Raw genomic sequence first — 21,657 nt, forward strand, 5'->3', positions numbered from 1 at the left:
TGTCCCTAGACCGCCAGGACGCTGCATGGCACCTGATACAGAATATGTTCGGTCGTGCTGCCCACCAGTTTGTTCAATCCATGGGACTGGACTCTGCCCATCACGATCACGTCCACCTGATTTTCCTCGGCAAACTCACTCAGCGCCGAGACCGGGTGCCCCAGAATGAAATGCCGGCGGTCAGAGGCCACACCGTACCGACCGGCCAGCGCCAGGAATGATTTCTCCAGTTCCCTGCGCAACTGCTTGGTCAGCTGCGACAGAGTCAGGCCGCCGCCGCCCATATCGCCCAGATAGTCTGTCGTGTCGCAGGCATACAGCAGGTGCAACTCGGCATTGCACTGCAGCGCAAGGCCATTGGCCTGCTGGATGATCCGGTCATTCAACTCTTTGTCGGCATCGGTACCCGAAGCGTCAACGGCGGCCACGATCTTGTGCGGCAAGGTATGGCCACTGCCGCCAATCAGATAGACCGGCACTGGACAGTGGCGCAGCAAGTGCCAATCCAGCGGAGTGAAGAACGCGCGCTTGAGCGCCGATTCATGCTGAACCTCCTTGATCAACAGGTCGGGCTGCATTTCCGTGACGTGATCCAGAATGTCCTGCTGCAGGTCATCGGCCCAGGCCACTTCTGCCGTCACCTCGATCCCCAGGCCACGGATATTTTTTGCCTGATACTTCAACCAGTCGCGGTGGTCCTGCAGGTAGGTTTCCCGCGCCGTTTCCCGCACGCCCTCTTCAAGCAGCGACAGAATATCCAACGACTTTATCAAGGCAGCGATATGCAAACGTGCCCCGCTGGCCTTGGCCAGGGCCGCCGCATGTTGTATCGCAGGAGACTGGCGCAGGGCCGGGTTGATGATCAATAACAACCGTTGATACTGGCTCATGATCTGACTCCAGGCAGGTGGACTTCAACGCGCCATGGCCTGTTGCGAGGGCGCGGTCGTTGCGCCCTCGCTGGACCAGGCACCAGCGTCACCTCAGACTCCTCCGTTGGAATCGCTTTGGCGTTGATATAAATCAAATACCTTCGCCGGGCAGGCTACCGGCAGCAGCCCTCCATCATGGGTCGCTCTTGTTCATGGTTTTCAACCATTCCTGGTGGGCTTGACGGTATTTGTCATCCGCCAGTTTTTTCGCTGCAGAAAATCGTTGTATCGTCTGGGTCGAAACAGGCTCGTTCAACAACGCATAGGCTTGCTTGCTCAGTCGGTCGGCTTCGGAAAAGAGCTCCGCGCAACGATTGATTGACTCAGAACAGGCGGCGGATTTTGTCGTTGAATCATTGGCGATCATGGTCGTACTCCTCGATCCCGACCTCCTGTCATTTCTTCAAGTTTTGTAGCGTCGAGTACACCTTCCCCCGGCTCTACTCGTCACGCCTCCAGTCGATGTTCACCCCGAACTCATCATCGCTGTACTGATAATCGGCGTGCCCTTTGAAGGCCGCTTTCAGTGCATGACCCAGGCGGTTCGCGAGATGGATGCCTGTGGTGGTCACAACCAGCGCCCCCTCCGAATCGGTCAGGCTGATGATGCGCTCCAGGGCATGCTCCGCTTTTTCCTTTTTCTCGGTGTTTTCGATCAGGTTGATGATTTCGTTTCGATGCGCGGGCAAGAAGCTGCCCGATAGCGTGAGCGTACCCGCCGGCTTGTTGTCATTGGTACGCTGACAGGCTGGACAGGTCACTGATTGCGCATCATGAACCACCGTGTTTTCAGGAACTTTCCAGGTCCAGTTACCTGCCTGGTAAGCGGCCCCACACTGCGGGCAGACGGCAGAGCCTTCGATTTTCGGCAAGCAATAAGGATCATGGGCCGGTGTTTTGAACAGCTGGTTTTTCTGACTCTGCTGAAACTTGTCCATGGTCTTTCCTCGCAAATGAGTTGGCTAAAAATCCCACGCGAACCGTGTTTTCAAATCGCCCCCCCTTCCAGTCAGGTCCACTGAAAACACGGTGGATTTGAAGATTTCATTTGGGCCCGGTTTGCTGCGGCGCAGGTTGATATTTGTCAATTCGGGCCAACAACCGACGGTCGACCATCCGAACGGTACGTACTGCGACTGCACGCCTGCCTGTGTGACTTTGTTGATAAAAATCAACGCTGCACGTGCCATTTCATAGAAGCTGAAACAATGCAGAACTCTTCAGGAGAACAACCTGATGGCTCACACTAAAATCCTGTTTCGTGCTGGCGCTCGCGAGAAAATCCTCAGCGGAGCCACACAATTGGCGGACGCTGTCCGGGTGACCCTGGGACCGAAATCGAAATCGGTGTTGATTCAGAATAAATGGGGCAATCCGACGGTCTGCAACGATGGCGTGACGATTGCCAAACGGATCGACCTGCTGGACCCCGAGGAGAATCTGGGTGCGCAAATGCTGCGTCAGGCGGCGGAACGCACCGGCGAGGCCGTGGGGGACGGGACCAGCACATCGACGGTCCTGGCCCATGCAATCCTGGCTGACGGCATCCGCAACGTCGTCGCCGGTGCCAGTGCGATCGACCTCAAGCGCGGTATGGACCGGGGGCTTTCTCTGGTCATGCAATCACTGCTGGCGCAATCGCGCCCGGTCAGCACGCCTAAGGAAAAGGCCCAGGTGGCCACGCTTTCGGCCCACAACGACGCGGTCATCGGTCAGCTGGTGGCCGACGCTCTGGAAAAGGTCGGCATTGAAGGTGTTGTCAGTGTCGAAGAGTCCAAGACCACCGAAACAGTGGTCGAGGTCATGGAAGGGATGCGCCTGGACCGTGGTTATGTCTCGCCCTACTTCGTGACCGATACCGAGAAGATGCAGGCCGAACTCGACGATGCCTACCTGCTGCTCTGTGACCATAAGATCGGCGTGCTCAAAGACCTGCTGCCATTGCTGGAACTGATTGCCAAAAGCGGCCAGCCACTGGTCCTGATCGCCGACGACATAGAGGGTGAAGCGTTGACCACGTTGGTGGTCAACCAGATTCGAGGGGTATTGCGCGCGGTGGCGATCAAGGCGCCAGGCTTCGGTGATCGACGCAAGGAAATGCTTCAGGACATTGCCGTTCTGACCGGCGCAACCCTGATCTCCAATGAGTTGGGGATCAGCCTCGAACAGGTGGAATTGAGCCAGTTGGGCCGGGCTCATCGCGTCGTGGTGCAAAAAGACAGCACGGCGCTGATTGGCGGCGCAGGTAAACGCGAAGCTATCGAGGCGCGCCTGCAACAGATCCGCGTGCAAATGGACAACACCACCAGCGATTACGACCGGGAAAAACTTCAGGAACGCCTGGCCAGGCTGTCTGGCGGCGTGGCAGTGATCCGCGTCGGCGCGCCTTCCGAAGCGGAAATGAAATCGCGCAAGGATGCACTCGACGATGCGATTTCCGCGACCCGGGCAGCGATCGCCGAAGGCATTGTTCCAGGTGGCGGCCTGGCGCTGCTCAAGGCGGTGCCGATGATCGCAGCCGAGGAAGCCAGCCATGAGGGCGATGTCAAAACCGGCCTGCAGATTCTGCGCCGGGCTCTGGAAGCACCGGCCCGGTTCATCGCTGAAAACTCGGCGGTGGATGCCGGCGTGGTCATTGCCCGCATGCTCGCCGAACCGGGCAACGTGGGCTTCGATGCGGCAGCCAATTGTTATGTGGACATGTACGAAGCCGGCATCATCGACCCGACCAAGGTGGTGCGTATTGCCCTGGAAAATGCCGTGTCGGTTGCCAGTGTCCTGCTGCTCACCGAGGCGACCATGACGGATATTCCAGAAAAGGAATCGCCTGCCCAGCCACCGTTTCCTGAATGACCGGCACGAGGTGAGGTGATCCAGACCCGAGGTCTCTGTGCACATCATCCGGCGCCCTGCGCGAGGGAGAAGCTGAAGCAGGCTATCTTTATAGTAAACGGGATGGCCGCTGGCTTACCGATATGCGTTCACACTCTGAGCCAAGGCCATGAAAAAGAACGACCGGTGGAACCTGTCCTACTTCGCGATCGCTTTTATCGTCATGGGCCTCATGCAGGTCTTCTTTGTCGAGCGCCAGGCCGTGCAGCCCCTGCCCTACAGCCAGTTCATGCAATTGTTGAACGAGCAAAAAGTCAGTGACTTGCAGATCGACAAGGACCGGATCAGCGGCAAATTGGTGGAGCCCATCGACGGACGTGACCGGTTCTCCACGGTGCGGGTCGATCCGGCGCTGGCGACCGAACTCTCCCAATCGGGCGTCGGTTTTACCGGGGTCAACGAAAACACCTTTATGAACAGCCTGTTGGGCTGGTTGTTGCCGTTCATAATGATCATGGTGTTCTGGCATTTCCTGTTTCGCGGGATGGCGGACAAACAAGGCCTTGGCGGGTTGATGAATGTCGGCAAGTCGCGGGCCAGGATCTTTGTCGAACGCGACACTGGAGTGACCTTCGCCGATGTCGCGGGCATTGACGAAGCCAAGGCCGAACTGGTGGAAATCGTCTCGTTCCTCAAGGACAAGGCCCGATACGCACGCCTGGGCGCGCACATTCCCAAGGGCACCTTGCTGGTGGGCCCGCCCGGCACCGGCAAGACCCTGGTGGCCAAAGCCATCGCCGGTGAAGCCGGTGTGCCGTTTTTCTCGATTTCGGGGTCCGAATTTGTCGAAATGTTCGTCGGGGTCGGTGCGGCCCGCGTCCGCGACCTGTTCGAACAGGCACGCCAGGCGTCGCCCTGCATCATCTTCATCGATGAACTCGACGCACTGGGCAAGATGCGTGGCGTCGGCGTGTTAGGCGGCAATGACGAAAAAGAACAGACCCTCAACCAGTTACTGGCCGAACTGGACGGCTTCGATCCGCGTGAGGGCGTGGTATTGCTGGCTGCGACCAACCGGCCGGAGGTCCTTGATCCGGCGCTGTTGCGCGCAGGGCGCTTCGACCGGCAGATTCTGATCGACCGTCCCGATCGCAAAGGGCGGCAGTCGATTCTTAAGGTTCATCTGAAGAAAATCACCGTGGAACCAGGCCTCGATAGCGCACGTATCGCCGAAATCACCACTGGTTTCACCGGCGCCGACCTGGCCAACCTGGTGAACGAAGCGGCCATCGTCGCCACCCGTCGCGGCGCCGAGGCGGTCAGCCTGAACGACTTCACCGCCGCAGTGGAACGCCTTATCGCGGGGCTTGAACGCAAGAGCAGCCTGCTCGATGCCGACGAGCGCCGGGTGGTGGCCTATCACGAGATGGGGCATGCCCTGGCCGCGAGCAGCCTGCCGGCCATGGACCCGGTGCATAAAGTTTCGATCGTGCCCCGGGCCATCGGCTCGCTGGGCTATACCTTGCAGCGACCGACCGAGGATCACTTCCTGATCAGTTGCCAGACACTCAAGGACCGGATTGTCGTGCTGATGGCCGGACGCGCCGCCGAGGACCTTGTCTACGGCCAGATCTCCACCGGGGCCGCCGACGATCTGGGCCGCGCGACCGATATCGCCCGGCAACTGATCACCCGCTTCGGCATGAGCCCCGAGCTCGGACAATCGGTGCTGGAAAAGCAAACCCCAACGTACCTGGGAGATCGCATGGCCACGATGGGCGAAAAGGATTACTCGGAACAGACCGCCCGGGAAATCGACCTGGGTATTCGCGCCCTGCTCGATGAAGCCTACCAACGGGCCAAGGCGCTGCTTCAGAGTCGTCGGGCCGACCTGGACGAGGGCGCCCGCCTGTTACTGGAAAAGGAAACCCTCACGCCCGAGGAGTTCCCGGCGCTGATGCCATTCAAGCCCACCCCGGCATTACCAGCCCCATGACGCTGCGAACAATCGCCCGCAGACGGCGCCCTGCCCCCATCGCTGAAGGCCCATCATGTTCGCAGTCACGCTAATCAACACGTTGGTGGTGGTCATCACGGTGGTGATTCACTACGAATGCCTGCTGCGTCTGAACGATTGGCTGCCCAGGCTCAAACTCTGGAGCCGCTTTCGGATCGTCGTCGGGGTATTCGGCGCGATGGTGGCTCATGCGGTAGAAGTCTGGTGTTTCGCGCTGGTCTATTACCTGCTGATCCGTTCCGGCGAATGGGGCAGCCTGAGCGGCAATTTCGATGGCTCGTTCATGGACTGCGTGTACTTTTCCTTCACCACGTTCACGACCATCGGTTTCGGCGACATTTCACCCATGGGAAACCTCAAGTACCTGACCGGATTGGAGGCACTGACGGGGCTGGTGCTGATTTCCTGGACCGCTTCGTTCCTGTTCCTGGAGATGCAGAAATACTGGAAGAACAAATAGCGCCCGACGCCTTCCATCAACCCTGATTGCCCGGCGCAGGCGTCCATTGCCACTCCATCACTTCGGGCATGTCCTGCCCGTGTTCGATAAGGTAAAGCTTGTGTTTCTCCATCGTCGCCCAGTAGCGCGCCCGGGCGGTCTGGAGTTGATCGTGCAGCCTGGGCACGCGCTCGATGACATCCAGGGCCAACTGATACCGATCCAGATTATTGAGCACTGCCATGTCGAACGGCGTGGTGGTCGCCCCCTCGTCCTTGAAGCCGCGAACATGGAAGTTTTCATGATTGGTGCGCTTGTACAGCAGCCGGTGGATCAGCGCGGGGTAGCCGTGGAAGGCAAAGATCACCGGCCGGTCGACGGTAAACAATTCATCGAAGGCGCTGTCGGGCAAACCGTGGGGATGGTGGTACGACGGCTGCAGGACCATCAGGTCGACGACATTGACCACCCGCACCCGAAGATCCGGCACGTATTCGCGCAGCAAAGTGACCGCCGCCAGGGTTTCCAGGGTCGGAACGTCGCCGGCACAGGCCATCACCACGTCCGGATCGCTGTCATCGCGGCAGGCCCAGTCCCAGCGTCCGATACCGGCCTGGCAATGACGAATGGCGGCATCGATGTCCAGCCACTGCCACTCCGGTTGCTTGCCGGCCACGATCACGTTGATGTAGTTGCGGCTCCTGAGGCAGTGATCGGCCACTGACAGCAGGCAATTGGTATCGGGCGGCAGGTAGATCCGCACCACGTCCGCCGTTTTGTTCGCCACCAGATCGATGAACCCCGGGTCCTGATGGGAAAAACCATTGTGGTCCTGGCGCCAGACATGGGAGGTGAGCACATAGTTGAGCGAGGCCACCGGTTTGCGCCATGGCACTTCGGCGGCGGTTTTCAGCCATTTGGCATGCTGGTTGAACATCGAGTCGACAATGTGGATGAACGCCTCGTAACAGGAAAACACCCCATGCCGGCCGGTCAGCAAATAACCTTCGAGCCAGCCTTCGCACACCTGTTCGCTCAGAATCTCCATCACCCGGCCATCGGCCGACAGATTGACGTCATCAGGCCCCAGCGGCTCCATCCACGCCTTGGCACTGACTTCATACACCGCATCCAGCCGGTTCGAGGCGGTTTCGTCCGGGCCGAACAGGCGAAAATTGCTCGACGTCAGATTGCATTTCATCACGTCGCGCAAAAACCGGCCCAGCACCCGCGTGGCCTCAGCCCGCAGGCCACCGGGCGCCTCGACGTTCACCGCATACTGGGTGAACCGTGGCAGATCCAGCGCGCGCAACAGCAGCCCACCGTTGGCGTGGGGGTTGGCGCTCATTCGCCGATGGCCGGTCGGTGCCAGCGCCGCGATCTCGGGCAACAAGGTGCCATTGGCGTCAAACAATTCGTCGGGGCGGTAACTGCTGAGCCATTCCTCCAGTTGCCGCAAATGCTGCGGCTGCTGGAAGTCGGCCAAGGGCACTTGATGCGCCCGCCAGGTGCCTTCGACCCGCTGGCCATCGACGAATGTCGGCCCCGTCCAGCCCTTGGGCGTGCGCAAGATCAGCATTGGCCACAGGGGTCGCTCCAGCGTCCGGGACGACGATCGTTGACGCGCGCCCCGCTGAATGTCGCGAATTTCCTGCACGATGGTGTCCAGCGTTCTGGCCAGGGTTTGATGAACCTCGGCCGGGTCATCGCCTTCGACGAAATACGGATCGTAGCCATAGCCGTACATCAACGCCGACAACTCCTCCTCGCTGATGCTGGAGAGCACCGTCGGGTTGGCGATTTTGTATCCGTTCAAATGCAGAATCGGCAGCACCGCCCCGTCACGCGCCGGGTTGAGAAACTTGTTGGAATGCCAACTGGCCGCCAGCGCCCCGGTTTCCGCCTCGCCGTCGCCAATCACACACGCCACGATCAGGTCCGGGTTGTCGAACGCGGCACCGTAGGCATGGGCCAGGCTGTAGCCCAGCTCGCCGCCTTCATGGATCGATCCCGGAATCTGCGCCGACACATGGCTGGAAATGCCATACGGCCAGGAAAACTGCCGAAACAGTCGGGCCAGGCCATTGGTATTGCGCCCCACCGACGGGTAGAGCTCGGTGTACGTGCCTTCCAGGTAGGTCTGGGCCACGATGGCCGGCCCGCCATGCCCGGGGCCGGCGATGAAGATCATGTTCAGGTCGTGGGCCGTGATCAGGCGATTGAGGTGCGTATAGATCAGGTTCAACCCCGGCGTCGTGCCCCAGTGCCCCAGTAACCGTGGCTTTACATCCGCCAGCGTCAGCGGCACCGCCAGCAGCGGATTGTCCTTGAGGTAGATCTGCCCGACCGCCAGGTAATTGGACGCCCGCCAGTAGGCATCCAGCCCTTCCAGTTGCTCGGCACTCAGAAAATCGCTCATGACGTCCTCCGCCAGGGGCCCCGGTAAACCGGGAGACATGCGTCGATTCTGGGTGTCTGCACGGCCTAAGACTTGATTTACATCAAGTCTTGGGCCGTCTATCCCGGCTCAACAGGAACAAGATTTTCCCCGCTCATCGATTCTATCTGTAAACGCCCGATTGAAACGGGGGATCCGAACTATGCTCTAAGCTCCTGTCAGGGGGAGTTTTTGCGATGCCTGAAACCCGGCCATATCAACATCACTATCTGAAAGCCGCGTGCTCCAATTGCAGCGTTCTGGAGTTGTGTCTGCCGATTGGCCTGACCAGCAACGAAGTCGAACGACTGGATACCCTGATCATTCAGCGTGTAAAGGTTAAAAAAGGTGCAGCCCTGTACCGGGCCGGCGATCCGTTGCGCTCGCTCTACGCGGTGCGGATCGGTTCATTCAAGACCAGCATGCTGTCGGTCGACGGCCGCGAGCAGGTCACCGGGTTTCAGATCCCCGGCGAGATGCTCGGTCTGGACGCTATTAGCGACGATCATCACACTTGCAGTGCCTTTGCCCTGGAGGACAGTGAAGTCTGCCCCTTCAACTTCGCCCAACTGGAGAAACTCGCCCTGGAGCTGCCCTCGTTGCAGCACAACATGAACAAGATCCTGAGCCGGGAAATCGTCCGTGAGCACAACCTGCTGATGATGATGGGCAACATGAACTCCGATGAACGCCTGGCCGCCTTCCTCCTGAACCTGTCGCAACGGTTGAGCATTCGGGGTTACTCGTCCAGAGACTTTGTGCTGAAGATGCGTCGCGAAGAGATCGGCTCCTACTTGGGCCTGCGTCTGGAAACCATTTGTCGGGGCATCGCTCATCTACGGGACTCGGAACTGGTCGAGATTTCCGGGCGTAACGTCAAAGTGCTGAATCTGGACGGGCTCAAGCAACTGGTCGCCGGCTGCCACCGGGAATCCCCCCTGTAACGCCTTGCGGTGCATCGGCTTTTGGAGAATCGTCATGCGCGCCATGGTTCTGCATGCCCCCGGCCAGCCGCTGCAACGGGAAGAACGTCCCGTGCCGCAGCCCGGCGCGCAGCAACTGTTGATCAAGGTTTTGGCCTGTGGCGTGTGCCGCACCGACCTGCATTTAGTGGACGGTGAACTGCCGCAAGCAGTGCTGCCGCGGGTGCCGGGCCATGAAATCGTCGGTGAAGTGACGGCGGTGGGTGGCGACGTTTCGCCCGACTGGGTCGGTAAGCGCGTCGGCGTTCCCTGGCTTGGCTGGACGTGCGGTGAGTGCACGTTTTGCTGCTCGGGCCGTGAAAACCTCTGCGACCGGGCACAGTTCACCGGCTGTCATCGGGATGGCGGTTATGCCGACTACACGGTTGCCGATGCCCACTTCTGTTTCCCCCTCCCGGACGCGCTCTCGACCACCGAAGCCGCACCGCTGCTGTGTGCCGGGCTGATCGGTTTTCGCGCCTTGCAAATGGCCAAAGGTGCACGCCACCTGGGCCTCTATGGCTTCGGCGCGGCGGCGCATCTGGCGATTCAGGTGGCGCGGGGCCGGGGGCAGCAGGTGTACGCCTTCACTCGACCGGGCGACAGCGAGGGCCAGGCTTATGCCCGGACTCTGGGAGCCGTGTGGGCAGGCCCTTCAGATCAGCCACCACCGCATCCGCTCGACGCCAGCCTGATCTTCGCCCCCGTCGGTGCGCTGGTGCCGCTGGCGCTGGAGGCCAGCGTCAAGGGCGGTTGTGTGATTTGCGCCGGCATCCACATGAGCGACATCCCCAGCTTCCCCTATCGACTGTTGTGGGGCGAACGCAGCGTCCGCTCGGTGGCGAACCTGACCCGCGAAGACGGCACCGCGTTTTTTGCCGAACTGCGCCATACGCCCGTGCACAGCGACGTCACCTGTTTTGCCCTGGACGATGCCAATCAGGCGCTGGCAAGCCTGCGGGCCGGTCAGGTCAAAGGGGCGATCGTGCTCGTCCCCTGACGCTCGCCCCTGCCGTTCGGTGTTTTTTCCGGCACCGTCCACCAACAACGCTAGGCTTACGGATGACGTGGCGATGCCTCGTCATTCTGCAGGGAGCGCAAAAAATGGAATTAATTGACCGTTGGCAGCCTCTCTCTCTCAGGACAGCCTGTATCAGGGAGGAATGCCGCCATGCAGATTTCTAATCATTACAAATGGTCTGCCTTGGCAGCCATTGCACTGACCCTCTTCAGCGTACTGATATTTTTGCTGATCAAATCCTACTCGTACGACACATCGACCTACTTCGAATCGCGCGACTTCGTTCGTCAACTCAAGCAATACGATGCCAATTGGAACGTGAAGCTCCTGCGAGCCAAAATCGGCATGAACAACAACCTGTTGCTGGTGGCGCCGCCTGAAGCGGAAGAGCGCTGGCAACAGCTCGATAGCCTCAACGCTGTCGGCCCGCTCCCGACCCTTTGGCAAACCCGACGCCAGGGCTATCTGGAGGCGGTAGAAAACAAAGCCCGGTTGGTTGAGCAATTCAAACAGCACAACACGGCCTTGCGAACAGCATTCGAGGCCCTGCCTACGCTGGAAGATGCCATTCGGGTGTTGCAGGAAGATTCCAACGACAAACTCTCGTCGGTGGATGCTCGGGCGGCCTCAGTGGTGTTCGACCTTACCTTGGACACCCTTGAATACGCCCTCTATGTCAGCAGCGAACGGGCTGAGGAAATCTCCGGGCATCTGGAATATCTGAATGAGTACATCAATCAACTGCCGCCTGAACGGCGCCCGACTTTCACTGCACTTGTAGACGCTGTGAATGCCATTGTGCGAGAGCAGCCCATCGTCAATGACCTGGTTGATCGCATCAGTGTCATTCCGGTCGCACAGCAACTGGACAGCATCAACGAGTTATTGAACGAGACACAACGGCGCACAGCCGCGACAGATCGCCAATACCACCTTTACCTGGGGATCTGCGCTGGCATCATGGCGCTACTGCTGCTGTACTTGGCCGCCCGTCTGATTCGCAGTTATGCGCTGATCAATAAGATGAACAACCAATTGCAGACAGCGAACGAGCGGCTGGAGCAACGCGTCGAGGAACGCACCCATGAACTGTTGGAAGCCGAGCGCGAACTGATCGACGCCGCGCGGATGGCCGGTATGGCAGAGATCGCGACCAACGTGCTGCACAACGTCGGTAATGTGTTGAATAGCGTTAACGTCTCCGCGGAATTGATCACCCGCAAATTGTCGACCAGCAAAACCCTCGGCCTGGGCAAAGCGGTAAAAATGATCAATGAACATGCCGAAGACCTGGGGCAGTTCATGACGCACGATGAAAAAGGCAAACTGCTGCCCCTTTACTTCAATCAACTGGTCGATTCCATCGCGACCGAGCAATCGAGCATCGTTGACGAGCTGGCGCAACTCACCAAGAGCATCGATCACATCAAGGATATTGTTGCCACCCAACAGGCCTATGCCGGCGCCGCCCGGCTGGTCGAGCCGTTGAATGTCGTCGATCTGTTCGAAGATGCGTTACGCATGAATTCCGGCGCCTTGAGCCGGCACCATGTCACCGTCATCAAAGACTACCAGGCCACACCGACCATCATCGGCGACAAACACCGACTGTTGTTGATCCTGATCAACCTGATCAGCAATGCCAAATATGCGATGTCCAGGGTCAGCGATCATCAGCGCCGTATGACGCTGGGCGTCAGGATTATCGATAACGCAACGCTGCGCTTCAGCGTAGAGGATCAGGGCGAAGGGATCGCCGCCGAGAACATGGCCCGCATCTTCAATCACGGCTTTACCACGCGCAAGGAAGGTCATGGTTTTGGCCTGCACAGTTGCGCACTCGCGGCGGTGGAAATGAACGGGCACCTTCGCGTCCATAGCGATGGACCCGGCCAGGGAGCGATTTTTACCCTGGAAATTCCGCTGGAGATGGCGCAAGTAATGCCAGCCGCCGTAAGCCTGTAGCAGCTGCCGAGCAGCGGCTGCGTTCGCTGGTAGCAGCTGTCGAGCCTGCGAGGCTGCGTTCGGCGGCGAAGCCGTCGTCAAACCAGAGCTTGCGGTGCATCAGGCAGACCGCGTCAGTCGGACTCACGACTGCTGCGCAGCCGAACGCAGCCTCGCGCTGCTCGGCAGCTGCTACAAGGTAGCCGTCACCCCACCAGCGCAATCAATTGCTGGCGCTGTGCATCCGTGAGCATCGGGCCGAAACCTGCACCGGCGTTTTCCGCCATGTAGCGCGGGTTGCCAGTGCCGGGGATGACGCAGGTCACCGCCGGATGAGCCAGCAGGAACTTGAGCGCCAGTTGCGCCCAGCTGTTGATCCCCACTTGCGCAGCCCACCCCGGTAGCGGTTTGCCTTTCAATCGAGCGATCAGGCCGCCGCCACCGAAGGGCCGATTGCAGATCACCGCCACACCGCGCTCACGACACAGCGGCAGGATTCGCTTTTCGACAGCGCGGTCGTCCAGGGCATAGTTGATCTGCAAAAAATCCATCGGCTCGCCTTTCAACACCGCCTCCACTTCGTCGTAGGCCGACGCCGTGTAATGGCTGATGCCGATGTAGCGGATGCGCCCTTCTGCCTTCCATTGACGCAAGGTCGGCAAATGGGTTTTCCAGTCCAGCAGGTTGTGAATCTGCATCAGGTCGATCCGGTCGGTCTGCAACAGTTTGAACGACTGCTCCATCTGCGCGATGCCTTCTTCGCGGCCACGGGTCCAGACCTTGGTGGCCAGGAAGGCCGGCGAGCGAGGGCGATGGATCGACAGCAGCTCACCGGTGGTCTGCTCGGCGCGACCGTACATGGGCGAACTGTCGATCACCTTTCCACCCTTCTCGAACAACGCGCTGAGCACCGCCTGCAGTTGCTTGTAAGCAGCGTCGGCTGGCGTGACATCAAAACCGCGATAAGTACCCAGGCCGACGATGGGCAACGGCTCGTTGCTGGAAGGAATGGCTCGGGTCAGCATGTTCTTGCCTCCGTGTGGCGAGGGGGCTTGCCCCCGTTCGGCTGCGCAGCAGTCGTAAAACCATTGCATGTGGTGTACCGCGATTGCAGGTTTTGGGGCCGCTTCGCGACCGAACGGGGGCGAGCCCCCTCGCCACAGGTGCTCGCACCCACACGGGCATTGGGCGGCGCTTCTGCACAGCTGAAATTGCTGGACTACACTCTGGCGACGCTCCAGCAATAGCTGTCTCAAGGCCCGAAGCAGTCCATGCCGTCCACTAAACTTAGCCGAATGTCGCGAACCCTGGTGTCTATCTTCGCTTTCATTGCCGTTGCATACCTGCTGCTCTGCGTCGCGCTGTTCGTGTTTCAACGGGCCCTCATCTACTACCCGCAACCTCGCGCCATCGACACACCCGAATCGCTTCTTACCTTGTCAGTCGCCGACGCGCAGGTGCTGGTGACCGTCAGGCCGCACGACGGGCCGAAGGCGTTGATCTACTTTGGTGGCAATGCCGAGGACGTTTCCCGCAGCCTGCCCGGGTTTTCGCAAGCGTTTGCGGATCATGCGATCTACTTGCTGCATTACCGAGGCTACGGTGGCAGTACCGGGTCGCCGTCCGAGGAGGCGATTCAGCGTGACGCCATGGCCTTGTTCGACTATGTCTACAACAGCCATCCCGATATTGCAGTGATCGGACGCAGCCTGGGTTCAGGCGTTGCCGTGCGCCTCGCCAGCCAGCGCCCGGCGTCGCGGCTGATCCTGATCACGCCCTACAACAGCCTTGAAGACCTCGCCGCCCGCCAGTTTCCCTGGTTCCCGGTGAAATGGCTGTTGCAGGACAAGTTCGAATCCTGGAAATACGCCGCTCACATCACCGTCCCGACGCTGTTGGTTGCGGCCGAGCACGACGAAGTCATACCGCGCGCAAGCACAGACCGGCTCTACACCCATTTCGCCAAAGGCGTGGCCTCGCTGCAGGTCATACCGGACACGGGCCACAACTCGATCTCCGAGAGCCCCAACTACCTGCAAATGCTAGGCGCCGCGTTGTGAGTACCCTCATACCAGCACGCCTTTAAGCAGGTGGTCAGAAAAACGAAGTAATTACTTAACGTTTTTTTTACAATCCAACTGGCAGGGTATACGGCTGCCATTTCTGCGGCTCATGATGTGCACTGCACAGAACTTTACCAATACAATGGAGCAAGGCATGGAGCCAATGGTGGCAAAAAGCCCAAAAAATATACTGATCAGCGAGTACTTACAGGGGATTGTGATGCAAAAGCGCCCTTTGCGCAGAATCGGAATCAGTCACGCACAGGCGCAGGCCTCATGACGGTTCTGGTTACTGGCGCCGCCGGTTTTATTGGGTATCACACCGTCAAGCGTTTGTGTCAAGAAGGCCTTGAAGTCGTCGGTATCGACAATCTCAACGACTATTACAGCGTAGAACTCAAACACGCACGGCTCAAAGAGCTTGAATCCTTGCCGGGCTTTCGTTTCCAGGCCTTGGACATCGTCGACAAACCGGCCTTGATGGCCTTGTTCAAAGAACATGCTTTCACCGAAGTTGTGCACCTGGCCGCCCAGGCGGGTGTTCGCTATTCACTGGACAACCCGGATGTCTATGCGCAGTCCAATCTGGTGGGCTTTCTGAATGTGCTGGAAGCTTGCCGGCAACATCGCCCCGCGCATTTGATCTATGCCTCGAGCAGCTCGGTGTATGGCACCAACAGCAAAATGCCGTTCTGTGTCGAAGACACCGTCGATCACCCCATTTCGCTGTACGCCGCCAGCAAACGCGCCAATGAACTGCTGGCGCACAGCTATTGCCACCTTTATGGCCTGAAGGCCAGCGGCCTGCGCTTTTTCACCGTTTACGGACCTTGGGGGCGCCCCGACATGGCGCTGTTCAAGTTTACCGAGGCGATCCTGAAAGGCTTGCCGATCGACATCTATAACCATGGCCAGATGTCGCGCGATTTCACCTATGTCGACGACATCGTTGAAAGCGTCGCCCGCCTGCGCTCCAAGCCACCGGTGCCGAACGAGCCGGGCGCTGGCGTAAACCGGATTTTCAACATCGGCCGTGGCCAACCCGTGCCACTGCTGGAGTTTGTCGACTGCCTGGAATCGGCGCTGGGCATCAAGGCCCAACGCAATTTCATGCCGCTACAGGCAGGCGATGTGATCAAGACCTGGGCCGACATTTCGGCGCTGGCCGAGTGGGTCGATTTCCGCCCTCAAGTGGCGGTTGAAACTGGCGTAGCGGAATTTGTGAAGTGGTATCGCCACTTCTATCAGATATAAAACGTTAGCCCTTGATAAAAATAGACCAGGGAGCAAGGGAGAGGACTCTATGAGCCAAGACATTTTTGTATCTGTATTGATTCCAGCAAAGAATGAAGCAAACAACCTCAAGCCGTTACTTGAGGAAGTCCACGCCGCATTGAACGGTGAGGCCTACGAAATCATTGTGGTGGACGATGGCAGCACCGACTCCACCCTGCATGAGCTGCGGCAGCTGAAAAACAATGGCCTGGACGCGTTGCGCATCCTGCGCCATGAGCGCTCGCTGGGGCAAAGCACCTCCCTCTACCACGCGGCAATCGCCGCCCGGGGGCAATGGCTGGCCACGCTTGATGGTGACGGTCAAAACGACCCCGCGGACATCCCCGGGATGTTGGCGCTGGTGCGCGGTGAAAAGGGTCTGGTCGACGTTCAGCTGGTAGCCGGGCACCGGGTCAACCGCCGCGATACCGCAAGCAAACGCTGGGCTTCGCGTTTTGCCAACGGGCTGCGTCGCCGCCTGCTCAATGACGATACCCCGGACACCGGCTGCGGGCTGAAGCTGATCGAACGCGCGGCGTTTCTGCGCCTGCCGTACTTCGACCACATGCATCGGTACATTCCCGCGCTGATCCAGCGTCACAACGGCCGAATGATCGTCCACCCGGTCAACCACCGGCCCCGCACCGCGGGCGTGTCCAAATACGGCAACATCGACCGCGCCTTGGTGGGCATTCTCGACCTGTTCGGTGTGTGGTGGCTGATCAAGCGCACGCGGTTGAACACCAACGCGCAGGAGATCGAAGGATGAACCTCTCCCGCGAAACCCTGTGGCTGGTGGTCGGCTTCGCTGGCCAGATCGCCTTTACCGGTCGCTTCATCCTGCAGTGGCTGTATAGCGAGTACAAAAAACGCAGCGTGATCCCGGTGAGTTTCTGGTACCTGAGCATTGTCGGCAGCGCCCTGCTGCTCGCTTATGCCATTTACCGGGCAGACCCGGTGTTCATCGCTGGCCAGGCCTTTGGTTCCATCGTCTATCTGCGCAATTTGCAATTGATTGCCCGCACCAAACACCTGAAGGACTGAGCCATGCGTAAAACCCTGTCGCCCAGCATCGAATGCCTGGGCCTGGTGCTGCTTGCCTTGCTGTTGATCGGCGCTGGCCTGGGGCTGCGTCAACCGCAAAACGTCGACGAGGAACGTTTCCTCGGCGTAGCGCTGGAGATGCTGCACAACGGGTCATGGTTCATCCCTCACCGCGCTGCGGAGATCTACGGCGATAAACCGCCGGTCTTCATGTGGATGGTGGCGTTCTTCGCGTGGCTCACCGGCCTGCCCGCCCTCGCCCTGTATATTCCGGGGATGTTGTCGGCGGCGACGGTCACGGCCGTGGTCTACGACCTGGGCCGCCGGCTGTGGAATCAGCGCATCGGTCGAATAGCCGCGCTGTTGTACCTGGCCACCTATCAGACTTACAGCATCCTGCGTACCGGCCAGATCGACAGCCTGTTGATTCTGTTCACCTCCCTGGGTCTGTACGGACTGGCGCGGCACCTGCTGCTCGGGCCAGCCTGGCGCTGGTTTTACGTGGGCTGCGCCGCCATGGGCATTGGCATAATCACCAAAGGGGTCGGCTTCGTCCCGGCCTTGATGCTGATTCCGTATGCCTACGCGGTGCGCAAAAACTGGTCCGGCGTGGTGGCCATGCCCGGCCAGAAGCGCAAATGGTTCCTGGGCTTTCTGGTGGCGCTCGGGGCTATCGCGATATGGCTGCTGCCTCTGGCACTGTCCATTGTGCTCAATGGCACCGCGGAAGAAGTCGCCTATGCGCGAGAAATCCTGCTGCGCCAGACAGCGGGACGCTATGCCGCCGCGTGGGACCATCGCGAACCGTTCTGGTACTTCTTCGTCAACGTGATCCCGCAATACTGGCTGCCGCTGGTGCTGGCCCTGCCGTGGCTGGTGCCGGCCTGGCGCAAGCAACTGCGCAAGCACGACGGTCGAGTGCTGGTGCTGTTGAGCTGGGTCGTGCTGGTGGTGCTGTTTTTCTGCCTGAGCACCGGCAAGCGCAAGTTGTACATCTATCCGGCATTGCCCGGTCTGGTGCTGGTGGCGGCGCCGCTGATTCCCTGGCTGCTCAAGCGCTGGTTCGGAAAACGTCCGCGCGGTATGCGGGTATTCCAGGCGCTGGTGGTGAGCTGGTTCGTTCTGTGGTTCGCCCGCGGGTTCATCGAGCCGATCAAGGAAGGTCCGAACCCCCACGAAGCGATCATGGCGCAGGCGGCGACCATGACCCACGGTGCCGAGCTGGTGCTGGTCGACTGGCGCGAGGGCCACTGGTTATTCGCCCGGCAGCCGATCGTGCATTTCGGGATGAGCAGTTCCTCGGTCGAACAAGCGGCGCAATGGCTACGCGAACACCGTGATGCCTACGCCCTGGTCCCGGACGAAGTGCTGAGCAAGTGTTTCAATCCCGAGGCCGCTCATGAGCTCGGCGAAACGTCTCGCGCGCAATGGTCGATCGTCGGCGCCGATGCCGATAACGGCCAATGCCAGCCCGGACAACCCGCCAAGGTCTATCGCTTCAGCTGGGACAAGGACAAGTCATGAGCAAGAGAGGGAAGCTGGGGATATTGTTCATTGTTGTATTGCTTGGCGCCTACGTGGTTTCTGCACATTTCATGGTTCACCAGCAGCTGTATGCGTACTGGAAAACTCTTTGGCATGGTAATCAGGCGCCCGATAAAAATATCTGGCTGCCGGACTATAAAGCCGTGATCCAGGCCAAGCCTGTCGCGGACATCACCAATCTGTCCGGCATCGCCTATGACCCGGACCATGATCGACTGCTGGGCATCACCAATGGTGGGCCCATGCAGATTGTGGCCATGAACCGCAACGGCGATCTGCTTGAACGTTACCCGCTGATCGGCTTCCAGGACACCGAAGGTCTTGCTTACCTGGGTAACGGACGCGTAGTGATCGCCGATGAACAGTTGCAGCGACTGTACGTCATCACCTTGCCGGACAGCCCTGGCCCGATCCATGTCGAGAACGCCCCGTTCGTTGCCATCGAGATCAACCTGAGCGAACACAACAAGGGCTTTGAAGGCGTGACCTATGATGCGGCCAATGATCGTATCTTCGCGATCAAGGAGCGCGATCCGCGGCAGCTGTTTACGGTCACGGGCATGCTGGCATCCATCGGCAGCCCGTTGCAGGTGCACATCCAGGACTTGACCCACTGGATTGACCGTAGCGTCTTCGGCCTGGACCTTTCCGAGGGTTACTATGACCCGCAGACCGGTCACTTGCTGTTATTGAGCGAGCAATCCAGCAACGTGACCGAACTGGACCAGGACGGCAACTTCGTCAGCTTCCGCTCCCTGCTCGGCCTGAATGACCTGAAAAAAACCATACCGCAAGCCGAAGGCATGACCATGGACACCTCCGGCGAGCTGTACATTGTGAGCGAGCCCAACCTGTTCTATCGGTTCTCCAAGTCCAAAGCTGCGGTGGCGGAGAATCAGCAGAAGCCTTAATGGGTTTTGTGCTGGGTGGGCCGGCCTCTTCGCGTGCAGGCCTGATGCAGCACCAACACTGCGCTCTGAAATGGTCGAGTCGAGCCCGGCGATCCGGGATCGACTCGGCAGGTCTGCAAGTCCGTCTCCATCTCCAGATTCTTGGCTATATTCCAATTCGAGCCCCATACCACCGTTTCAGCACATTCAGAACTTGGGAGAGGACATGGAAAAGCCTACCTACGATGACCAAATCACCGGCCCAGAGGAACAGAAGGATCTGATTGTGCTGTTTCATGCCATGGGCGGCTCCGAAAAACAGCTGCAACATCTTAAGACTGCGGTTCTGCAAGCCTGGGAGCAGCGTAAAGCTCCAGCGCCGATTATCTTCATCCCTAACTTACCGATTGGAACCTTGTCTTTCGCGGATCCTTGCGACATCACGCTATCTGTAATGGAACAAATCGATGGGTTCTGGCAAAACTCGGAACACGGTTTTGCAGGTATTTACCTGATTGGGCACAGCATGGGCGCTCTGCTGGCACGCAAGGTTTATGTATGCGCCTGCGGAGAAACGCCGGAAGCGCCTTTTGAGCCTCAGCTAAAAGGTTCTGTAAAACGCCCGTGGGCTTCGCGCGTCAAGCGGGTGATCCTGCTTGCAGCGATCAATCGAGGCTGGCGTCTGTCCCCTCACCTTTCCTTTATTAATTTTCTGCGGTGGGGGGCCGGGGTTGCACTCGGTAACATGGTAATGGCGATAACCATGGGCCGATTAACGCCACTGGCCTTCACCACTCATCACGGTGCGCCCTTTTTGACACAGCTGCGCCTTCAGTGGATGGCGATGCGCAGGCAAGCCAAAAGTGAATCATCAACGTCTGCCATCACCGTTCAATTACTGGGTTCTACCGATGACCTGGTTTCTCCCGAGGACAACATCGACCTTGTCGCCGGCGATGACTTCTATTATCTCGACGTGCCCAAGTCAGGCCATGTCAACGTGGTCGACGCCGATGACACCGCGGCGGGTCATCTACGGCGACAAGTGATAATCAAAGCCATCAATTCATCCCGGCAGGAACTCAGTGATTTATCTATCCTTCCGACAGACCAGAATCTGCCAAAACCCGACAAATCCATCACCGATGTGGTGTTTGTCATTCATGGAATCCGTGACCAAGGCTACTGGACGCAGAAAATCGCCCGACGGATTGTTGCCCTGGCTCGCCAACGGAACAAGATCATTGACCGTCATATCAACACCAATACTGTTGGGCCGACACCGCAAAAACAAATCATCAAAACCGAGACGTCCAGTTACGGATACTTCGCCATGCTGCCCTTTTTGCTACCCAGTATTCGGCGAAAACGAGTGGAGTGGTTGATGGATCGCTACGCGGAGAACAAAGCGGTCTACCCTGATGCCTCATTCTCCTATGTTGGGCACAGCCACGGCACCTATATGCTGGCCAAAGCCCTCAATACTTATTCATGTTTGCGCTTCAAACACATTGCTTTCGCCGGAAGTGTGGTGAACGTCAATTATGACTGGAAGACCTTGACCGGTTTGGGTCGGGTCAAACGTGTCGTGAACTTCGTTGCCAGTGCCGATTGGGTCGTTGCCATATTCCCCCGCACTTTCCAGATGCTCAGGTTGCAGGATCTTGGCAGCGCAGGCCATGACGGTTTCGAACAGAAAGACAAAGAACTCTTCGAATCGGAATATGTGAAAGGAGGTCACAGCGCTGCGTTGAAAGAGGAAAACTGGGACGTCATCGCCTCTTTCATTCTCGATGGAAACAAACCCGCGGAACCCGATCTTGCCCGTGAAAGAAGCCCGTGGACTGTAGGGCTCGGACACTATGCACCTCAACTCATGCTGTTGGTGCTGTTCCTGGTTGTCTTGGGGGGATACTTCTTACTGACACCGTTACTGGACATGGATCGTGGGCAATGGCACAGCGTGATTGCCTTCATGCTGTACGTGCTAGGAGTGTGGAAAGTGCTGACATGGTTTTGAAAAACCGCAGCATCTGACTAATGCCTGCCAGTTAAGTGAAGGCCAAGCCCCTCGCCACAGGTCTGCACTTGGTACGTCCTTTTCTTAACTGACCGGCATTAGCCCATTCGACCACCTATCGGACAACAAAAAGATCTTCCCGCCACTGCTGCCATTGAACGAATTCAGGAGCTTTAATGGTTGCAGGATTCCAAGCCAGCCCCCCCACTCCGACCAGAAATACGACGTCCAAGCGG

Annotated in this window: 18 protein-coding genes; 13 read left to right on the forward strand and 5 right to left on the reverse strand. The window is 58.8% G+C overall.

Annotated elements, in window-relative coordinates; all coding sequences use genetic code 11:
- Positions 1–5: 5 nt before the first annotated feature.
- The 3 genes from ACEN8R_RS14630 to ACEN8R_RS14640 all read right to left on the reverse strand — a co-directional run bounded on the left by ACEN8R_RS14630 (position 6) and on the right by ACEN8R_RS14640 (position 1,870).
- Positions 6–890, reverse strand: coding sequence for a universal stress protein (locus ACEN8R_RS14630; RefSeq protein ID WP_111453733.1), 885 nt, complete (start codon positions 888–890; stop codon positions 6–8).
- A gap of 175 nt (positions 891–1,065) precedes the next feature.
- Complete coding sequence (locus ACEN8R_RS14635) at positions 1,066–1,299, reverse strand: hypothetical protein (RefSeq protein ID WP_495624161.1); 234 nt, start codon at positions 1,297–1,299, stop codon at positions 1,066–1,068.
- Between the two features lie 73 nt (positions 1,300–1,372).
- On the reverse strand, positions 1,373–1,870 hold the full coding sequence (locus ACEN8R_RS14640) for a BCAM0308 family protein (RefSeq protein ID WP_018928207.1): 498 nt from the start codon (positions 1,868–1,870) through the stop codon (positions 1,373–1,375).
- Positions 1,871–2,168: 298 nt separating this feature from the next.
- On the opposite strand from ACEN8R_RS14640, the gene groL reads away from it, so the two are divergent.
- The 3 genes from groL to ACEN8R_RS14655 all read left to right on the forward strand — a co-directional run bounded on the left by groL (position 2,169) and on the right by ACEN8R_RS14655 (position 6,241).
- A complete protein-coding gene (gene groL / locus ACEN8R_RS14645) occupies positions 2,169–3,785 on the forward strand; it encodes a chaperonin GroEL (protein ID WP_064616909.1) in 1,617 nt (538 codons plus the stop codon).
- 148 nt (positions 3,786–3,933) lie between these two features.
- Complete coding sequence (gene ftsH, locus ACEN8R_RS14650; RefSeq protein WP_018928209.1) at positions 3,934–5,760, forward strand: ATP-dependent zinc metalloprotease FtsH; 1,827 nt, start codon at positions 3,934–3,936, stop codon at positions 5,758–5,760.
- A 55-nt stretch (positions 5,761–5,815) separates the two neighbouring features.
- Complete coding sequence (locus ACEN8R_RS14655; RefSeq protein WP_258613451.1) at positions 5,816–6,241, forward strand: potassium channel family protein; 426 nt, start codon at positions 5,816–5,818, stop codon at positions 6,239–6,241.
- A gap of 16 nt (positions 6,242–6,257) precedes the next feature.
- On the opposite strand, the gene ACEN8R_RS14660 is transcribed toward ACEN8R_RS14655, so the two are convergent.
- Positions 6,258–8,639 (reverse strand): phosphoketolase family protein, encoded by a 2,382-nt coding sequence (locus ACEN8R_RS14660; protein ID WP_258613449.1) that lies wholly within the window; start codon positions 8,637–8,639, stop codon positions 6,258–6,260.
- A 215-nt stretch (positions 8,640–8,854) separates the two neighbouring features.
- Here ACEN8R_RS14660 and ACEN8R_RS14665 point away from each other — a divergent pair, with 215 nt between their 5' ends.
- The 3 genes from ACEN8R_RS14665 to ACEN8R_RS14675 all read left to right on the forward strand — a co-directional run bounded on the left by ACEN8R_RS14665 (position 8,855) and on the right by ACEN8R_RS14675 (position 12,605).
- Complete coding sequence (locus ACEN8R_RS14665) at positions 8,855–9,601, forward strand: cyclic nucleotide-binding domain-containing protein (protein WP_111453726.1); 747 nt, start codon at positions 8,855–8,857, stop codon at positions 9,599–9,601.
- 34 nt (positions 9,602–9,635) lie between these two features.
- Positions 9,636–10,619 carry a zinc-dependent alcohol dehydrogenase family protein gene (locus tag ACEN8R_RS14670; RefSeq protein ID WP_028939745.1) on the forward strand — a complete coding sequence of 328 codons (984 nt, stop codon included), beginning with the start codon at positions 9,636–9,638 and terminating at the stop codon, positions 10,617–10,619.
- Positions 10,620–10,790: 171 nt separating this feature from the next.
- Positions 10,791–12,605, forward strand: a complete 1,815-nt coding sequence (locus ACEN8R_RS14675; RefSeq protein WP_064616905.1) for a DAHL domain-containing sensor histidine kinase — start codon at positions 10,791–10,793, stop codon at positions 12,603–12,605.
- A gap of 185 nt (positions 12,606–12,790) precedes the next feature.
- On the opposite strand, the gene ACEN8R_RS14680 is transcribed toward ACEN8R_RS14675, so the two are convergent.
- Complete coding sequence (locus tag ACEN8R_RS14680) at positions 12,791–13,609, reverse strand: aldo/keto reductase (protein ID WP_018928215.1); 819 nt, start codon at positions 13,607–13,609, stop codon at positions 12,791–12,793.
- Between the two features lie 246 nt (positions 13,610–13,855).
- Here ACEN8R_RS14680 and ACEN8R_RS14685 point away from each other — a divergent pair, with 246 nt between their 5' ends.
- The 7 genes from ACEN8R_RS14685 to ACEN8R_RS14715 all read left to right on the forward strand — a co-directional run bounded on the left by ACEN8R_RS14685 (position 13,856) and on the right by ACEN8R_RS14715 (position 21,421).
- A complete protein-coding gene (locus ACEN8R_RS14685) occupies positions 13,856–14,644 on the forward strand; it encodes an alpha/beta hydrolase (RefSeq protein ID WP_026286591.1) in 789 nt (262 codons plus the stop codon).
- Between the two features lie 279 nt (positions 14,645–14,923).
- Positions 14,924–15,901: an NAD-dependent epimerase gene (locus ACEN8R_RS14690; protein ID WP_495624162.1), complete on the forward strand. Its 978-nt coding sequence runs from the start codon at positions 14,924–14,926 to the stop codon at positions 15,899–15,901.
- A 49-nt stretch (positions 15,902–15,950) separates the two neighbouring features.
- Complete coding sequence (locus ACEN8R_RS14695; RefSeq protein ID WP_018928219.1) at positions 15,951–16,691, forward strand: glycosyltransferase family 2 protein; 741 nt, start codon at positions 15,951–15,953, stop codon at positions 16,689–16,691.
- Positions 16,688–16,966, forward strand: a complete 279-nt coding sequence (locus ACEN8R_RS14700) for a lipid-A-disaccharide synthase N-terminal domain-containing protein (protein ID WP_018928220.1) — start codon at positions 16,688–16,690, stop codon at positions 16,964–16,966. Before ACEN8R_RS14695 ends, ACEN8R_RS14700 begins: the two co-directional genes overlap by 4 nt.
- Before the next feature lie 3 nt (positions 16,967–16,969).
- Positions 16,970–18,490 carry an ArnT family glycosyltransferase gene (locus ACEN8R_RS14705; RefSeq protein WP_018928221.1) on the forward strand — a complete coding sequence of 507 codons (1,521 nt, stop codon included), beginning with the start codon at positions 16,970–16,972 and terminating at the stop codon, positions 18,488–18,490.
- Entirely contained in the window at positions 18,487–19,422 is a 936-nt protein-coding gene (locus tag ACEN8R_RS14710) for an SdiA-regulated domain-containing protein (protein ID WP_018928222.1), read from the forward strand. Before ACEN8R_RS14705 ends, ACEN8R_RS14710 begins: the two co-directional genes overlap by 4 nt.
- 205 nt (positions 19,423–19,627) lie before the next feature.
- Positions 19,628–21,421 carry an alpha/beta fold hydrolase gene (locus tag ACEN8R_RS14715; RefSeq protein WP_495624163.1) on the forward strand — a complete coding sequence of 598 codons (1,794 nt, stop codon included), beginning with the start codon at positions 19,628–19,630 and terminating at the stop codon, positions 21,419–21,421.
- The last annotated feature ends 236 nt before the right edge of the window (positions 21,422–21,657 follow it).

The sequence above is a fragment of the Pseudomonas sp. Pseusp15 genome (genome assembly GCF_059492165.1).

Bases quoted from the DNA above. Each gene is read 5' to 3' on its own strand.
- ACEN8R_RS14630 (WP_111453733.1), bottom strand. From the start codon at position 890: ATGAGCCAGTATCAACGGTTGTTATTGATCATCAACCCGGCCCTGCGC.
- ACEN8R_RS14635 (WP_495624161.1), bottom strand. From the start codon at position 1,299: ATGATCGCCAATGATTCAACGACAAAATCCGCCGCCTGTTCTGAGTCA.
- ACEN8R_RS14640 (WP_018928207.1), bottom strand. From the start codon at position 1,870: ATGGACAAGTTTCAGCAGAGTCAGAAAAACCAGCTGTTCAAAACACCG.
- groL (WP_064616909.1), top strand. From the start codon at position 2,169: ATGGCTCACACTAAAATCCTGTTTCGTGCTGGCGCTCGCGAGAAAATC.
- ftsH (WP_018928209.1), top strand. From the start codon at position 3,934: ATGAAAAAGAACGACCGGTGGAACCTGTCCTACTTCGCGATCGCTTTT.
- ACEN8R_RS14655 (WP_258613451.1), top strand. From the start codon at position 5,816: ATGTTCGCAGTCACGCTAATCAACACGTTGGTGGTGGTCATCACGGTG.
- ACEN8R_RS14660 (WP_258613449.1), bottom strand. From the start codon at position 8,639: ATGAGCGATTTTCTGAGTGCCGAGCAACTGGAAGGGCTGGATGCCTAC.
- ACEN8R_RS14665 (WP_111453726.1), top strand. From the start codon at position 8,855: ATGCCTGAAACCCGGCCATATCAACATCACTATCTGAAAGCCGCGTGC.
- ACEN8R_RS14670 (WP_028939745.1), top strand. From the start codon at position 9,636: ATGCGCGCCATGGTTCTGCATGCCCCCGGCCAGCCGCTGCAACGGGAA.
- ACEN8R_RS14675 (WP_064616905.1), top strand. From the start codon at position 10,791: ATGCAGATTTCTAATCATTACAAATGGTCTGCCTTGGCAGCCATTGCA.
- ACEN8R_RS14680 (WP_018928215.1), bottom strand. From the start codon at position 13,609: ATGCTGACCCGAGCCATTCCTTCCAGCAACGAGCCGTTGCCCATCGTC.
- ACEN8R_RS14685 (WP_026286591.1), top strand. From the start codon at position 13,856: ATGCCGTCCACTAAACTTAGCCGAATGTCGCGAACCCTGGTGTCTATC.
- ACEN8R_RS14690 (WP_495624162.1), top strand. From the start codon at position 14,924: ATGACGGTTCTGGTTACTGGCGCCGCCGGTTTTATTGGGTATCACACC.
- ACEN8R_RS14695 (WP_018928219.1), top strand. From the start codon at position 15,951: ATGAGCCAAGACATTTTTGTATCTGTATTGATTCCAGCAAAGAATGAA.
- ACEN8R_RS14700 (WP_018928220.1), top strand. From the start codon at position 16,688: ATGAACCTCTCCCGCGAAACCCTGTGGCTGGTGGTCGGCTTCGCTGGC.
- ACEN8R_RS14705 (WP_018928221.1), top strand. From the start codon at position 16,970: ATGCGTAAAACCCTGTCGCCCAGCATCGAATGCCTGGGCCTGGTGCTG.
- ACEN8R_RS14710 (WP_018928222.1), top strand. From the start codon at position 18,487: ATGAGCAAGAGAGGGAAGCTGGGGATATTGTTCATTGTTGTATTGCTT.
- ACEN8R_RS14715 (WP_495624163.1), top strand. From the start codon at position 19,628: ATGGAAAAGCCTACCTACGATGACCAAATCACCGGCCCAGAGGAACAG.